Consider the following 15,285-nt stretch of genomic DNA (forward strand, 5'->3'; position numbering starts at 1 on the left):
TAATTGGAGACCACCTGCACCAAGACGTATTCGCGTCAGAATTGTGCGCAGAACTCAATCAGTCAGACAAGATCAATCAACTCACCACGATCTTCAACGCGTTCATACCGCGCAGAAAGAAATCCAACGACTCAGGGTTTTCGAACCGTTGGATTGGAGAAGCGCCTTTTCAGATGCTAATCAGACGATTCGTCCTCATCTCTTTCGATGAGTCCCTTGTTCGTTGCCTCTTCAATCCACTCTGCCTTGCTCTTTGTGCATTGACCAAGCTCCTTCGCAAAATGCGGAGAAACACTGAGATCTCCCGGAATATGATCGTGCCCCTTGTCCTTCTCTGACCCACGACGAATACCGAATCTAGCGACAGCTTTCTCTTTATGAAAGATCACATAAATGTCATGAGCTTTGTTCTTCTTGCCGTTTTTCGATGTGAGAATCACAGCCCCCAGTTTCTTCTGAATTTTTACCGCCAACTCTTTCGTGATCTGACGTGCCATTAAATTGTCACTCGGCTACTTGTAGGAACTTTTGCATCATGCAGAATTGCTCTTTGAGCTTCGGCCCCAACTGTTCGGTGCTATCCAACTCTGCATACACCAGGAATGTCTCTTCAATCATTTCTCGGCAAAGTTCAAATGCCTCAAGTTCATTGTCTCCAGTCACTGTGACACCAATGTCAAACGCCGTGGCAAGATAGTCATCTCCATTGAAGGTGATGACCACAGGGATTGACTTCTTGAGTGACACATCGCAACAGCTTGTTGCTGTCATTTGCAATTCAATGTTCTTGAATCGCGACTTAAAAGCAATTAACTCGCTTTCGATGCGAGAAAGTTTCCGTTGCAGTGCCGTCAAATTTGAGTGTTCAGGAACTCCCGAGAACTCAGGGGGCACCAATTCTTCGTATCTGGCAGAAACTTTTTCAGATCCCGGCCATCCGGAAAACCATGTCAGGACGCAAGCCGACACATCCTCTTCTACGGTCTTCCATCCTAAATCCTTCCGGGATGTACGCAGATTCCTTACCCGATTTTCGCTCATCGTGCACCCTCACAGATTTTATAAAAGCCGCCCTCCAGGAATTCACAAGCTTCAACAAGCATTTCTTCCGAGACGGTGATTTCAGTTTGCCCTATTAACTTGACAAAAATGTGATTAGGCGACTCTCGTCCCCAACTGATTGATTGGTACTCGTCGTGATTGACAAGGAATGCCCCATCAGTCGGCAGGACGGGGGTTTCCTCCCACAAACTCGCCTCTGTCTTCGATTTCAACCACCCATCAGGTAGGTCGTCGAATTCGACTTGAAACGTCCCGACACACAACGCCTTGGTCCGATCACTGTAGCCCATGATGTGAGCAGCGATCTCTTTTGCCGACACGAACCGATTTCCATGTAACTCAGGATATTCGTCACCGAACCATTCGAATGTTGCCGCTTCCAGATGGAGTCGCACGCTTTCCGATTCCTCGTGCGTCATAATGCGGACGTACTGATCTCGATTCGTCACGTCCTCGTACACCGTTTCAACGAGATCCAAGTTCACCTCGTCGTCCACAATGAACCCAGCGCACACAGATGCTTGGGACATTGAGTATGATTTCAGTGATGGGATTACGATGGACACGGAACTCTCAGTATTCAATAAGTAAACTTGTCAAGGTTAATTCTTGCAAGTCTCAAGCTCTTGTCAACAAACCGGTTACGGCACAGGTGGCCCTGCTGGAGCACTGCAAGTTGTTTCCCAGACTACTTTTATCGACTATCGTACTGCCAGTCTGCACAAAAAGGGCATTCGAATCAATGCTGATCGCATAGGACACAAATTGGGTTGCGCGGTTCCACTACCTCGGAGCTTTTTTGGAGAAAACTGATGGGAAAGCGGTGAACAAACAACGCCGATTCAGTTCCGTCACTTCGGAGAGTCCGGATAGTTGAACCGCTCTCTGTCCCTGACAGTGCGAACTCGAATGAACTCCTCTGCTTCTGGAGTCCAGACGACGGGAGAACTGTCCGCTCCGTTGACCCTCGGACGTTCCACCTGAATCTGAAGGATCTCCTGAACTCGATCCCAGTCAAATCTCTCAAAGAGTAGTGCCTCGACTCCGATGTCGTTTCCGTCCCGATCGCAGCACCAGTGATGCCAGAAGCCGCCCCCAACTTGCAGAAACGCGTAGTGATCGACCACGAACTCAGAGAATTCCATCTGTCTCCACTGCGCAATCTTCGGATGATTCATGTCGTGTGACAGCCCCCGAAAATGGTGATAACTCGACTCGCAGATTCTCCACGGGTTTCGCATCACAGCGAATCGAATGATCTGGTCCCAGTCTGGCACTCGCTTCCGGATCATCAACGCCCGTGAGTGTCTCCAGAGTTTGAACTTCCTCTGAAAGCCGTCTCCCAAGAGCATGTCCGGTCCAGACTCGCCCATCGACTGATCCATCACTGCCCGGCAAATGGAGATTCCCGAAGTTCTTGGGATGTGAATGAAACAGTATCTGCCTTTGGCATAGATCATCGCTGAACCTCCGCGTCGTGTTCGTGAATCACGCTCCCGACTGTTGATAGACTGTTGCGTTCGTCGGGCAGACCACAACCCGACCTGAAACCTTGTGAATCTGGCTCGCTTGAAGCGGATCAGACTCGACGAACAGCGGCTCAATATCCACGCCCGGTGTCTGTCGAACGATCTGCTCAATCAGCCTCTGAAAGACGCCAGCTTTCCAGCCTCCGACGTCAACCCTCTCTCGCGATTCATCAATGCTTCTCGGTCGCATCGTCAGCGAAGCGACCTGCACTCCCCATTTCTGGAACCAATCCAGAGTCGCTTCTCTCCAGCGTTCTTCTCGCCATGTCACAAAGTGAACCGGACTCTTGCGGATCAGATATCTCGGCGGTCGACTCGCAAGTAGTTCCCCGTACAGCACTGGATCGTTCCAGCTCCCTTCCGGAAAGTCCGGACAGAGAATCCCGTCAATATCGAACACCATGCGAGGTAGGAATGTGGAATTAAACAGATTCCACTCCAGCAAATGCGGATGCGGCAGAAGCTCCGAATAAAAGTCCAAGTGATCTGCCCCACCCGGACTCGCATAAATCGCAGAGTAGAGCGTCCTCTCGTCTCCGAGAATCGTCTTGGTTGTCTCGATCGACCTCCCCGTCATCACAGTGTCGTCAACAACCAATCGCACACCACTGCCCGCCTCTGAAGCTCCCATGAGACGCCAGCCATGCCCAGCGTCTGAAAGATCCTTGGCGTTCTGCCTCAACACTTTCAGGGGAAGATGCAGCATCTGAGCAATCATTGCTGCTGGAGTCAGTCCCGATCTGGCAACCCCAATGATCTCTGTGACATCGGGAGGCAACTTTTCGATCAGCTTCAATGTGTTGCGGGACAAGTCTTCAACCGTCACGAACTTGAGCGGTTGACTGATCGATTCAAAAGCCGCCCATCGCGGTCTACAACGCCTCTGCGGTGGAGTCTCGTTTCGACTCTTCACCGTGGTTCGACACCGACGACAATAGAACTCATCGGCAAGACTCGACTTCTCTTCCCAGTCACAGAACTGCACGAAACTTTCCGACATGAATTTCCACCAAAGCCAGCAGTTGCAGCAGAAGATCAACAATGAGGGACTTGCTGATGTCGTGTTACCCCTGCTGCAACGTGCATGGGCAGGCGAAGTACACCAGAGAAGATCCCCTCCGAACTTCTCCCACTTCACCACTAACCGTCCATGTTTCAGAACCGACCTGAATCGTGTCTCCAGACTTCGGTGAATTCCCATCCACCAACGCGGCAGGCACTCGCCAGAAGTTCAACGGACTCTCTGTTGAGAATCCCCCGCCACTGGGACTGGTACGTCTCTGCGAGTCTCTGCGAATAATCACTTCTTCGTATGTCGCAGCAACGTAAGCGTTCGAATCCGAGTCATAGACCGACTGAAGCACCACAGTGGCCTCTTCCTTCTGGTCCCAGTACAGGTATTCATGCGAGTAATCGAGAGACACGCGTCGCTCCTACGAAAAGACCTGTGTCTCGATCTCGAACGGTCCAATTGTCCCATCCAGGTTCTGCTCTGCCTGAATGGTCTCTTCGGCCTTTCTCAAGCGCTCATCAATGCGATCAAGCTCTTCGTAAAGACCCATTTTGTATTGATGGAACGCGATGGCTCCTTCCCCGGAAGCGTCTGGACCGGAACCAGGATTTGATCGACTCGCGTTGTTGTCGATCGCCCTCAGTTCGGTCGTGATTTCATCACGCCGAACCCGAAGATCCAAAACCCATTGTGGTGCCGCCATTGATCAACTCCCGGAGAATTCGAGCAACTACAAAATCCGTCAGACCGCTCGCAGCAAACTAGGCTGGAACTTCTTCCACCACACCCAGAGACATGAACCGAGACGCAGCGGCCATACTCGGTGGACACTTCGCACTGGCCACGATCTCGGAAATCGCTTCCGCTTCATCGAAGCCGTATGCGAGATACTCGCCCGGAGTGATGCGCGAACCGTTTCCGTATACTTTGATCCGGAACAGTTTCTTGTTGCTGACGGTCGTCCCGTACTTCGCATCGGTTTGAACGACTGTTTCCGGAGATCCCAGAATCTCACCAGTCACTTCAAACATCTTCTTCCGCTCAGCCGCTTCGCGTTCCGCTTGCTTCGGATTGATCCGTGGATCAGCTTCCGTCACTTCAGGACGATTCGCCTGCTGAACGGCACGCTTCTCTTCTTCAGCAGAAGCCAGCTTGCCTTGAAGTTCAGCATTCGCCTTTTCGAGCTCCGCCAACTTCTGAGCCATTGGGTCAGATTGTGGAGCTTCAGGAGTTTTCGGCTCCGCGTCACCGCTCGAATCGCTGGAGACGGGTTCTGCCGAGTCTGCTTTGACGCCCGGAGTCTTCACGTTGAACTTGGCGTCCAAGGCTGCAATGTTTTTCAGATTGTGGTTGGGATGAACGGAGTCCCCCAATTCCACAATCGCCGCCTTCACTGCTTCGACGTCCAAATTGTGCTGTTCTGCATATTCAGGAAATTTCATCACTCACCACTCCCCAAGAAAGGGTCCAAGAAAAACAGACGGGGCAGTCACACCACCCCGTCTGATCAATCGCTCTCAAAATCCGCATCAGACGGTGACTCAGGATTACTGAGTATTTTTCACCATGCGTCGTTTCTCGGTGACACCGACCACACCACGCTCCGAATACTTCCAGAGACCAACGATGTCTAGTCGGAACAGATCCGGACCTGGAGGTGACTCCTCACCGGAAATCGGCCAGTGTTCGACGTACACGAACGAGTTCTTCGGATCACCGATCAGCCAAGTGCTGTCACTCGATGTACGCTGTTTGATCAACGGGCTGCTCAAGACGCTGTAGTCATCCAGCGTTGAAGCTGAGCGAGTCGTTGTCCGGGCCGTATCACCAGAGTGAGTCCCGCTCGCTTCCTCGATGTGAGTCGAACTCAGGATGTAGCGAGCCGTGTGTTTGAGAGCCGTAGGAACGACAATCGTGTTCGGCATCACGTCGATCAGTTCACCGGTGTCAGGGTCAGTCATGGATGCAAACAGAAGTTCTGCTGCTTCCACAGACCGCCAGTCCTGCAAAGCATTCGACGTCTTGGTGTTCACCACACCCGAAGAAGTGTAGGTGTTCTCTGCAAGATCGTTCCGCTTGTACGTGTTGGTAATCCCGAACACCGCATCGATGATGCGCTTCTCTTTGTTCAAGCGAAGTGACTGCGTGAAGTTGCTGGCGCGAGTCAAGACTTCGCCCAGACGATCCAGGAACACCAGTTCCTTGGTCAGTGCCAACTCGAAACCACGCTTCTCTGGACGAGGCAGCTTGACTTCGTAGTCAGTCATTCCAGCAGATGGATACTCTCCATGTTCCGGAACGATCTCAGCCACATCACCAACGTCCGAAACACCGGGGATCACTTCTTCCTGAAGGTTACTTGGAAGATTCGTCACAAGCTGATCGCCAATGAACGCAGGGTTGTTCCACTGCTCCATGACGTGGTTGTAAATCATCGAACCCGTGATACGGGTAAACGACGACAACCCCACAGCGTGTGGGCCTTCCAACAAGGGCATGCCATATTGCATCCCACCCTTCTGGAAAGGATTGAACGACTCCAGAAGCTCTCGGCCATCTGGAACGATCGCTTCGAACAGGTGATTGACCTGAATCGACCGAGGATTCAGATCCTTAGACTTGGCAAGCGCATCGACGGTGTCGTTGAACTTGTCTATGCGGTTTTCCCGGAGTGCTTGCCTGTGCAGGTTTCGCAAGTCACGGGCCAACGTGAAGCTCTTCATGTTACTCTCCTATCGCCATCGGCTGACGAATTGCCTGAATCACAAAATGCGGTCTCCGGGCCGCAACACCGTTTCTCAGATCGGCCGAAGCCGATCGCTACTACCGCTTCTGGGCACCCTGTTGCCAAAAGGCGTACAAAGTTTGAATGTTCGTTGACCCTGCTTTGTGGTACAGAGTTGGCTGCATTTCCGTGGCGCTCGCGATGTCCACGTTGAAGTGCTTGCACACCACAACACCATTGATCGTGTAAGCCACGTCGAAGTACGCACCACGCGAGAATCCGTGAATGCCCAGAACCACCTTGTTAGCTCCATTCGCAGTCTGCACCGCTCCGGCAAGGTTGTTCTTGTTGGATTCAATCAGAGCATCACTCTGTCGAACACCAGCAGCGCCGCGAGAAGTAACCACGGTCCAGTAGCTCTGATCCTTGTACTTCACGAACAAACATCCATCGATGTTGCCTGCACGCAATGCGGCGCCACCATCTGCAATCAGACCAGCGGCGTTGCCGTCCACAAGTCCAATCGCCAAGGCGTCGTCATTGCTGTTCGCATCTGTGAAGGAAATGCACGATTCAAACAGAAACGGCTTTCCATCGACGAACTTGAACAATTCAGGTTTGAGGGCCAAGAATGCTGGATCGTTGTCCGTGGCAGCAGTCGCAATGCTCACACCACCATCAGCAGAATCTGGTGCGGCAACCGTCCCGTCTGTGTCATAGTGGTCCGCGTTGAACTTAGAGAAATCTTCCTCGTACAACTTCGTCAGTCGCCGGGCAGTGAATGAGTCCGGCAGTGTCAATCCTTCCATCAGTGAATCTCCCTTATTTGTGATGCAACTCAGGTCACAGGTTGTGATGCCATCTCTCAGAAGAGACTCACATCAGGACTTAACGCTCTCCAACAGCCGCTTGGCCATTGCATCCACGCCATACTCGTTCGAATCCGAGGCACCAGAACTTCGCGGTGCAATGAACACGCTGCTTTCCTGCGACTCTCGGAGTTGCTGGATATACGCATCGCGAGCTTTGTCTCCGAGTCCTTTCGCGATCTCCAGAGTCGCTTCGGTGACTTTGACACCTGCATCGCGAAGCTCTTGTTCAATCACCGACAGACGTTTCTTTTCTTTGTCTGCGTTCAAGAACTGCGAGACCTGCTCTTGTAGATTCTTCTGACTCGCAACCACTGGAGCGATCATCTTTGCAACCGCTTCTGTCATCTTCGTCAGTTCATCCGTGCCCTGCTCTTCCGGCAATTTCTCAGGCTCTGGACTGGCTTCTTCAGCAGCGGGATCGATGATCTCCTCTTCAGTCGCTGGAGTCGCCCCCTGCAACTTTCCGAGCATCTCCAGAATCGCGTTGATCTTGGAGTCAGGGTCCATCTCACCATTGCCAAGGATTGCTTGAAGCATGGCCAGCAACGAACTATCCATCTCCATGACGGGAGTTGCTTCGTCGGCAACTTCCATTTCCATTTCGAGAACGTCTTCGTCCCCGTCTGCCATCTCCTGCAATCGCTTTCGACCGGGAGTGCTCTTGGGAGCCTTCTGAATCGCTTCGCGGATCGTCAGTTTCCTCATCTTGCGTTGCTCCTTTTTCTCTGGAGTCTCAACACTCTCAAAAAGGGACTTGTTCGTTGCAGGATTGGCGACCAAGTCCACCGACTTGACTTCGTACAATTCCACAACGTCCATCCCACCATCGGACCTCATCTCGACGAGACCATCTGCGTCGTGAGAAAACCCGCCTTTGTGCGGAAACCGCTCCGCAGTCTCGAAAACCAAGTCAGCAAATGGGTGCGACTTGATCACTTGAAATTCCTTGGCGTAGACCGCCTCGTCTTTTTCGTAGATTCCAGTCAGCACACCGATGTCATCCACGAACGGACGATTGAGTTCCCCCGGCTTGTGATCAAACCGAACCGAGCAACCTTCATAGAGTTGCACCGCCTGTTTACGAGCGTTTTCCGTGTACGTGCGATTGTTCTTGCTTTCCTTGCCAAGAATCTTCACGTGTCGAATCACTCCGGCTTCACGATCCACCTTGTCACTGGTCAAACCCGAAACTGACTCCAGAAAGCTGGTGCGTTTCGCATCCATCACGTCCGTAGATTCGAACAGTCGCATCTGCACTCGCTGTGTCATGGGTAGTCCTTTGCCTGTTGATCCCAAAAGTCCCACATCGTCTTCTGTGCGTACTGAGCTACGTGCTGCTCACGCTCCGTTAGGGGACTCGCCACACCCAGTTGCTTGCCCTCAGTGCGAAGATTCTCGTCTTCGATGTCTGGGTCGAGTTCCGCCTGACGCGCCCATGTATCCGCTGACAAGACTCCAGAGTCGTGCATGATCTCTTTGGCTTCCGCGTCTTCCTTGCGGTCTCTTTGAGCAACTTCGGGAGTCTCGATATCAATCAGGACGATCTGCTTCAGTTGAGACAATCCCTTCTCGGAATCGATGCCGTACCGTTGATACCGCCCCTGAGCGCAGTAGATGTCGAACATCTTCCAGAGGATTTCTCGAAAGTGCTTCGAGTAGAACCGCTGATCCTTTTCCCTTGCCCGCGTGAACGGGCCTTCGGCGACTTGTGCAGACGCCAGGTTGTTGTTTGACGCATCGCCGGAAATCATGAACTCCGGCATCGCCCACTTCGCACCAATGCGCCGAGCCGCTAGGGATGAAACGATTTCAAAGCCAGCATTCCGATCTGACCCCATCGGACCGGGCACGTAGTCCTTTCCCTTCGTAACCGAGAGCACTGTTCCTGGTCGAACCGTCCGGCCTGATTCCTCCCGAAGACCGCCGCCAGACGATTTCATGTTCCGTTTGTGGTCAGCGAGCTTTCCAACCTCAACAGCCATTTGTTGCTGAGACGCTTCGACATACTTCTCAATCCACGCGATCGCGGCCTGATTCGATGCCCCGTGGACCATGTTTCGAATGAGCTTCGCATCCTGCACAATCTGAGGCGCCACGTTGAAGAAGTCCGACATGCCCCTCTTCACTGGCTGCCGCACATTCCGCTTGATGTGGTGCGCCATCGCGACATGGTGAAACCTTGCTTTCGCAGCGTTCTCCGCCATGAAATACTGGTAGTCGGTCTGCGACTCACTCCAGTCCACAAGATAGCCCAACGGCTTTGTGACGTCCGATTCCAAATTCTGGACACCGTATCGCCACGACGTTCCCTTCAGCCCCAACTTGTTATCAACGTCACGACCAACATGCTCACCTTCACAGCAGTATTCCGGCTCAATGATCCTCGCATCGACACCGTGCTTTCCCGGACTCAATGCCAAGAATGCTTCGCCGTCCTCCCGCGAACCGTTGTGCAGGTCACTTTCCAGACCGCCTTCAGCCCAGCCGTTGCGGTCCATGAATTCTTCCATGTCCGCTTGAAGCTGATCGATCAAAGCGTCATAGCGACGATTGCCACGCTCTTTCGACTTCACCTCATAAGAGAAGCCCCCGGCAATGACGTAGTCTTCCAGACGATCCTTCACAGCAGACGCCATGGAAGCGACCGTCGCTACCATCCGGCACTCTTCTCTGTGAATCGAGTGCATCATCCATGTGTACCAGAACGGACGGAAATCGCCCCCTTGATACATCAGGTTTGTGGAAGCCCGTCCCCATCCGGAAGACTCACCTCGCCAATCGACACCACCCCATGTTGGTGTCAGATAGTCCAAAGGATCTGTGACCGCACCGCCCCCTCCCAACGCTTCCCGAAGTTGGTCGCGTTTCTCAAGAATGGCATCTTGATGGCTGTGTAGAGTCACTTCGGTCCGGCCAATAAAAAAGGCAGTCACACAGAATTGCGTGACTGCCGTGGGCAGATGTTCTCAACAAAAAAAGACGGCCTCTCGTAATGAGTGACCGTCGTAGACAGTTGTGTTCTTGCTCAGATCAACAAGAGTTGCAGCGATCTGGAATTATCCCTAACTGATTGTGCGCGAGTCTTCAAAAACGTGTCAATAGTTTTTACTCCGCCGAGACGACCGTGACTGTTGTGTCGCTCCCCGTGGTCAATTTCAATCGACACCTTTGACTGGAGAACGTCCCGACAATCTCTTTGCTCGAATTGTTGGAGATGGCCACTGCGCTGATGTCTTCGCAGTCCACCCAAACGTCATTCAATGGATCATACTCCTGAACCGTCACACTGACCCCACCGTTTGAGCAGAGCACTCGAAATGAGCGGCCAGGATCAAACTCTGTGCAATCGCCCGCAGTTGTTGACACGGTGACCTCCTTCACCGCTTCAAACCGCAGTGTGATGTCTGCCGTCACTGGCCAATGCAACGCAACCAGAACGAAGCCAACACTAAGGAGCAAGTACGTATTCGCGTTTTTCATGAGCGATTTCCTTTCGTTTTCTAAGAGAGTCCCAGTCAATCGCTCCGAATCGAAGCAACAGATTCCGCAAACGCCTTCCGTCTGGGTTGACCGCCAAGACATTCACCGTCACGTCGACAGTGTCATCTGGAGTGCTCCCTACACTGCTATCGTCGACGTTGATCGTGACGTTCAAGACCGGATTCGTGTCGAAATCGAGAGACGTCTCCGCCCGAATGTAGAGATCGTTTCCGACAAGTTCGAAGTCGTCGGCGTCGTCTCCCGTCAGAGACAGCGTGTTCGTGCCCTCTCCGTCATCGGTGATAGTCACCGCCCCGATATAGAACCGGGTGTCGAATTCCATCCCCTCAGAAACCGTGCCAACCGCCTGAGCGAATTCGATTGTTGGAGCAGTGTTGACGTATTCCAGAACAGTCACCGTCACGTCGTAGGTATCGTCCGGAGTTGACCCGACTGACGAGTCGTCCACGTTGATTGTGACTGTCAACGATGGGTTCGAATCATAGTCCAGCGTTTCGTCGGCACTGATGTAGAGCGTGTTCGATTCAATCTCGAACATCGACGCATCAGTGCCCGTCAAGCTAAGTGTGTTCGTCCCTTCTCCGTCGTCAAAAATCGTAATGGTCCCCACTTCGATCCGGCTGGCCGTCGAAGCGTTCTCGGAGATCTCCGTCAATGACTGCGTGAAGTCCAGGCTCGGTGCTGTGTTGCTTCCGGAAGAATACTCGAACGCACCGATCGCATCGGTGCCATCTCTCAGAAACTCGTCATACCCGCTTCCGTCTGGACGTGGTCGATGTGTTCGGTAGACCAGCCCGGCTGGCAGTTTCTCTAACGCCGGAGAATCTGATGCAGGCATCCCGTCAGAGCCGATCTTGAGATCGGCCGTCGTGTAGTTCGTCGCGGCAAACAACCCACTTTCAAAATCCCCGTCCTCCTGGATGTTGAACGCGAGATATCTTTCGCCGTTCTTGACGATGTCCCCGCCTGAGTCCTCGGACGCAGGATCAAACGCCTGCCAGACATTCGCCATCCAGACATCGTCAGAAGTTGAATCTGCAAGCGTGTATTTCCAGTAGACCCTCTGACCTCCAACGCACGTATTGCCAACGTAGTTGAAATTGTGCGTGTCGAGATTAAACGCCCCCGCCTGAGACGCATTCGGCAGATTTAACCAGGCATTGTTCACCATGCACGAATCGTAAAGCCCGCCCGCAATCCCCTGAATCAGCAGGTGCTGAAGATCGGACGTGTTCGTCGATCCATTGGGAAGATTGTGCTGATAGACACAATCCAGCATCATGTAGTTGTATTGAGGGGCTGTACTGACAGATCCGTCCACATGAGCGAACCATTGAGCCATCGCATCGCAGTGAGCGTCGAAGCGAGTCCAAACTGAAATCGGGGATGTCTTCGCATCAGCCCAGGTGAACGCTCCAGACCCCGAAGCGTTCTCGGCAGTCACAAATCTTGCTCCCAGATAGCCCCCCAAGTCCGCAGGCTTGTTGGCTGCGTACGTGGCAGTGGCTGTCCAGTCGGTCTGATCATTCACCCAGTCGACAACTTCGTCGATCGTGATCGCTTCGTCGTATCCTTCGGCTGGCTTCGAATCCGGAGTCCCACGGAGAAAGACCAGTGTTAAATCTGCCGATCCCGATGACTTGAGGATGATCCCTCCGTCCGGTTGCCAGTCTTCAACCATCGGATCGGAATCTTGATCGGTATACCCTGACGCGCCCCCTGAACCGAACTTCTCCACACTGGCGGTTGCATCGCCGCCTGTGTACTGAATCTGAATCGACTCATAACCTGTGATATACAGGTCTGGCTGACACGCTTGGACTCGTGTGCCAATCATCTGGCGTGTTGCAGCCCCATCACGAACCGATTCCAGCATCGAATCGTGAGTCGAGTTTGCCGCAATGATGCCGTCATAGACCTCATGCCAATAGCAGAGTTCCGTTCCGTAAGTGAACGGACTCAACTGAATCGACGCCTGAAGCGGTTGCCCGTCTGAACCAATCGGAAACAAACCGTCGGAATGGTAAAACTCACATTCTGTGAATGTGTGGTAACAGAGCCCCCCACGCCCAGGAATTGCAATCTTATAATCGAACCGCAGCCCTTTAATTTGCAGTCGCCAGACATCGAAATCGGCGTAGGGTCCGGTGGTTTCCGGGTAGTTCGAACCGTCTGTTGTGTAGGTGATATCGTCGTTCGTGACTCCGTCATCGAGTTCCAGCAAGATTCCCGCTGTATTCTCAACCGCTGCGCCACCCGTATCAAAAATCTGCGTTCCCGCCATCAGTTTGACGATCCCACCATTCACCCCACAGGCCGTGAACCCTTCATCGATCGTTTTGAACGGACTTCCTGAAGATCCGTCACCACTGGAGACAACATCCCCGTCTACGTAGTACGTCGTCGGTGTGGAAGAGAGCTTGTGAAGGTGGATCGGTTCCCACCATGGATCAGACGTCAGGTCGACACCATTGATCGCCACACTTGAGAGCGTCTGGAAGTTCGGATCGTTGGCGGTGACTGTCGCAGCGACATCGTAGACTCCTGCCGGAAGACTTGCTGGGATCTCGCACCAGTAGGCGAGCTGATACCGCGTCGTTCCATCTGCATTCACTCCCACTGTTCTCACCGTGGGAGTTGTGACTGTGACCGTGTTGCCGTTCCCGCTCGATTTGTCCCGCAACATGAATTCGACCTGTCGAATGCCTCCGTGGGCATAACAGGCGACACCCGCCCAATAATCCTCATCATCTTTCACAACCTGACAGAATTCCGAACCGACCCAGCGGCAGGTTGGTCTCTTGGCTGTTCTCGCTTCAAACGTCGGCAAAGTCTGTGTCGACGCTCCCGTCATGTCGAGAGTCGGTTCACTGACTCCCGTCACGTCTGCCACGGTGAAGTCCACGTCGAACGAATAGGTCGCATCTTCGTCCGAATCTGACGTGATCGTGACGGTTCCTGATCTCGCCCCTTCGCTGTTCGGAGTCAGTCGGAAACGGTAGATTCCATGGCCACCATTCGCCATCGAGTCTGACGAAAACGCTGACGATCGATCCCACGCAAGATCCCCAGTCACCTCGATGTTGGAGACAGTCAGCCCCATTGTCGAGTTGCTCACGTCCGACTCGATCTTGACCGGCATGTCTGGATTGCTTCCAAGCGGAACCGTCGACGGAACAGTGATCGTTCCTCCGTTGGCAACTTCCACTCCGTAAATCGAGACCTTGATGTCTTTCGAGAAAGCAGGTTGCTCGAATGGCGGTTCCTCATCGAGCACCGTGTACCCGGTTGCTGTATGGATGGTCGCATTCCCCATCGGATCGACCAATTGCCCTGACGCCGTATCAAACAGGAAGATTGCGATTGGTTCGGCGTATGTATCCAACCCCTTTCCGACGCCACCCGACCCGCCATCGTAGAACTCAGAAGTCGTCGCAGAGTGGTAGGTGTCGTAGACCGCGATCGCCGCCAGTTTGCCATTGAAGCCACCAAACTTGATTCGACCTGTGGGCGTCGTCGTTTGAGGTGTCCCCTGTGAGATGTTTCCGCTGTCATCCATCGCGGACCATGTCCGCCCGACTTCACCGACATCCATCCCCGATCGGTAAAACATATGCCAAGTATCATCGACAGCAACCTGAGAGTTCGTCCAGATTGACGAAGTCGTATGACCAGCATGCCCGTATGTATTCCCATCTGCTTCGACGCCAAGGATCACCTTGGTGCTTCCTCCGAGAGTCCCGTCTTCCGTGGCAATGGCTTGCGGTCCGTCACCAGCAACGTCGTCAATCTGCGCCCACGCGACAAACGTGTATTGGCCTGAAACAACAGGGGCATCGAGCAGTGTTCTCGGAAGGCTCACCTCGATATCCGTTGACGTCGTCACGCTCGCCACACCGTACTCGTAAGTCGGAGTCGCGTCGAACTCATCAACAACCAGATCGTCGATGAGTGAGTTTACCCCCGGAAGTGCGAATCCAATGTAGGTTCCAGTGTTCGCTGTGCTGTCGCTGTAAGTCTTCTTCAGGTCATCATCAACGTAGACTTTAATTTCATCATTCGAGTCCACTGTGATTCGAATGGTGTATGTGCTCGTCGTGTCGATAGTCAAAGAAACGACGTCTTGGCCAGCGATCGCTGTCTTTGTTTCGTCTACCAGGTAAAACTCATCATCGACTTGATCAAAATAGACTCCGATCGCATCCGTTCGGTCTGAATTGGAACGAATCCACACGAGCACCTCAGAACTCGAATACTGGAATCTCGAAGTGAATTCGATCTCCAAATTCGAGGTATTCATGTCGATGATCGCCTCTCCATTGGCGTCCAGACCTCTCAGCTTTTGGACACCTTGGTGAACGTCCATCCCGAACCCGTCCCCAGACGGATGCAGGTTTACCCACGGTGTCGTGTCAACTCCAGAGTTCCAGTAGTAATTCCCCGCTGGAACTGTGACGTCCCACGCATCAATCAGATACCGAACCGTGGTGTCGAACGAGTCCGTATAGAGATTCGCAGCATGCGCAGGACCGCACATCGAAAGAATTGCGAACAGGAATCCGAAGAGCTTGAGCTTCATGGATC

General features: G+C 53.0%; 14 protein-coding genes. All 14 read right to left on the bottom strand.

What is annotated here, in order from left to right; all coding sequences use genetic code 11:
* Nucleotides 1-176: 176 nt before the first annotated feature.
* The gene (locus tag KOR42_RS10795; protein ID WP_146509580.1) at nt 177-497 is read right to left on the bottom strand and encodes a hypothetical protein; all 321 of its coding nucleotides are present in this window, start codon (nt 495-497) and stop codon (nt 177-179) included.
* Nucleotides 498-504: 7 nt separating this feature from the next.
* The gene (locus tag KOR42_RS27390; RefSeq protein WP_231740848.1) at nt 505-771 is read right to left on the bottom strand and encodes a hypothetical protein; all 267 of its coding nucleotides are present in this window, start codon (nt 769-771) and stop codon (nt 505-507) included.
* Between the two features lie 266 nt (nt 772-1,037).
* Nucleotides 1,038-1,592 (bottom strand): hypothetical protein, encoded by a 555-nt coding sequence (locus KOR42_RS10805; RefSeq protein WP_146509584.1) that lies wholly within the window; start codon nt 1,590-1,592, stop codon nt 1,038-1,040.
* Nucleotides 1,593-1,913: 321 nt separating this feature from the next.
* Nucleotides 1,914-2,522 carry a hypothetical protein gene (locus KOR42_RS10810; RefSeq protein ID WP_146509586.1) on the bottom strand — a complete coding sequence of 203 codons (609 nt, stop codon included), beginning with the start codon at nt 2,520-2,522 and terminating at the stop codon, nt 1,914-1,916.
* A 28-nt stretch (nt 2,523-2,550) separates the two neighbouring features.
* Entirely contained in the window at nt 2,551-3,591 is a 1,041-nt protein-coding gene (locus KOR42_RS10815; protein WP_146509587.1) for a phosphoribosyltransferase, read from the bottom strand.
* A gap of 64 nt (nt 3,592-3,655) precedes the next feature.
* Nucleotides 3,656-4,015 (bottom strand): head-tail joining protein, encoded by a 360-nt coding sequence (locus KOR42_RS10820; RefSeq protein ID WP_146509589.1) that lies wholly within the window; start codon nt 4,013-4,015, stop codon nt 3,656-3,658.
* Between the two features lie 9 nt (nt 4,016-4,024).
* Nucleotides 4,025-4,306, bottom strand: coding sequence for a hypothetical protein (locus tag KOR42_RS10825; protein WP_146509590.1), 282 nt, complete (start codon nt 4,304-4,306; stop codon nt 4,025-4,027).
* Between the two features lie 58 nt (nt 4,307-4,364).
* Entirely contained in the window at nt 4,365-5,045 is a 681-nt protein-coding gene (locus KOR42_RS10830; protein WP_146509592.1) for a hypothetical protein, read from the bottom strand.
* Between the two features lie 105 nt (nt 5,046-5,150).
* The gene (locus tag KOR42_RS10835) at nt 5,151-6,326 is read right to left on the bottom strand and encodes a phage major capsid protein (RefSeq protein WP_146509594.1); all 1,176 of its coding nucleotides are present in this window, start codon (nt 6,324-6,326) and stop codon (nt 5,151-5,153) included.
* A gap of 100 nt (nt 6,327-6,426) precedes the next feature.
* A complete protein-coding gene (locus KOR42_RS10840) occupies nt 6,427-7,137 on the bottom strand; it encodes a hypothetical protein (RefSeq protein ID WP_146509596.1) in 711 nt (236 codons plus the stop codon).
* A gap of 72 nt (nt 7,138-7,209) precedes the next feature.
* Nucleotides 7,210-8,469: a hypothetical protein gene (locus tag KOR42_RS10845; RefSeq protein WP_146509598.1), complete on the bottom strand. Its 1,260-nt coding sequence runs from the start codon at nt 8,467-8,469 to the stop codon at nt 7,210-7,212.
* Complete coding sequence (locus KOR42_RS10850) at nt 8,466-10,133, bottom strand: phage portal protein (RefSeq protein ID WP_146509600.1); 1,668 nt, start codon at nt 10,131-10,133, stop codon at nt 8,466-8,468. The genes KOR42_RS10845 and KOR42_RS10850 overlap by 4 nt, the downstream gene beginning before the upstream one ends.
* Before the next feature lie 172 nt (nt 10,134-10,305).
* Complete coding sequence (locus tag KOR42_RS10855) at nt 10,306-10,680, bottom strand: hypothetical protein (RefSeq protein WP_146509602.1); 375 nt, start codon at nt 10,678-10,680, stop codon at nt 10,306-10,308.
* A complete protein-coding gene (locus KOR42_RS10860; protein ID WP_146509604.1) occupies nt 10,649-15,280 on the bottom strand; it encodes a hypothetical protein in 4,632 nt (1,543 codons plus the stop codon). The genes KOR42_RS10855 and KOR42_RS10860 overlap by 32 nt, the downstream gene beginning before the upstream one ends.
* Nucleotides 15,281-15,285 lie beyond the last annotated feature (5 nt).

It is taken from the genome of Thalassoglobus neptunius, from assembly GCF_007859735.1.
GTDB classification, from domain to species: Bacteria; Planctomycetota; Planctomycetia; order Planctomycetales; family Planctomycetaceae; genus Thalassoglobus; species Thalassoglobus neptunius.

Excerpts from the sequence above, each read along its gene's own strand:
- KOR42_RS10795 (WP_146509580.1), bottom strand. The coding sequence starts at position 497 with ATGGCACGTCAGATCACGAAAGAGTTGGCGGTAAAAATTCAGAAGAAA.
- KOR42_RS27390 (WP_231740848.1), bottom strand. The coding sequence starts at position 771 with ATGACAGCAACAAGCTGTTGCGATGTGTCACTCAAGAAGTCAATCCCT.
- KOR42_RS10805 (WP_146509584.1), bottom strand. The coding sequence starts at position 1,592 with ATGTCCCAAGCATCTGTGTGCGCTGGGTTCATTGTGGACGACGAGGTG.
- KOR42_RS10810 (WP_146509586.1), bottom strand. The coding sequence starts at position 2,522 with ATGATCTATGCCAAAGGCAGATACTGTTTCATTCACATCCCAAGAACT.
- KOR42_RS10815 (WP_146509587.1), bottom strand. The coding sequence starts at position 3,591 with ATGTCGGAAAGTTTCGTGCAGTTCTGTGACTGGGAAGAGAAGTCGAGT.
- KOR42_RS10825 (WP_146509590.1), bottom strand. The coding sequence starts at position 4,306 with ATGGCGGCACCACAATGGGTTTTGGATCTTCGGGTTCGGCGTGATGAA.
- KOR42_RS10830 (WP_146509592.1), bottom strand. The coding sequence starts at position 5,045 with ATGAAATTTCCTGAATATGCAGAACAGCACAATTTGGACGTCGAAGCA.
- KOR42_RS10835 (WP_146509594.1), bottom strand. The coding sequence starts at position 6,326 with ATGAAGAGCTTCACGTTGGCCCGTGACTTGCGAAACCTGCACAGGCAA.
- KOR42_RS10840 (WP_146509596.1), bottom strand. The coding sequence starts at position 7,137 with ATGGAAGGATTGACACTGCCGGACTCATTCACTGCCCGGCGACTGACG.
- KOR42_RS10845 (WP_146509598.1), bottom strand. The coding sequence starts at position 8,469 with ATGACACAGCGAGTGCAGATGCGACTGTTCGAATCTACGGACGTGATG.
- KOR42_RS10855 (WP_146509602.1), bottom strand. The coding sequence starts at position 10,680 with ATGAAAAACGCGAATACGTACTTGCTCCTTAGTGTTGGCTTCGTTCTG.
- KOR42_RS10860 (WP_146509604.1), bottom strand. The coding sequence starts at position 15,280 with ATGAAGCTCAAGCTCTTCGGATTCCTGTTCGCAATTCTTTCGATGTGC.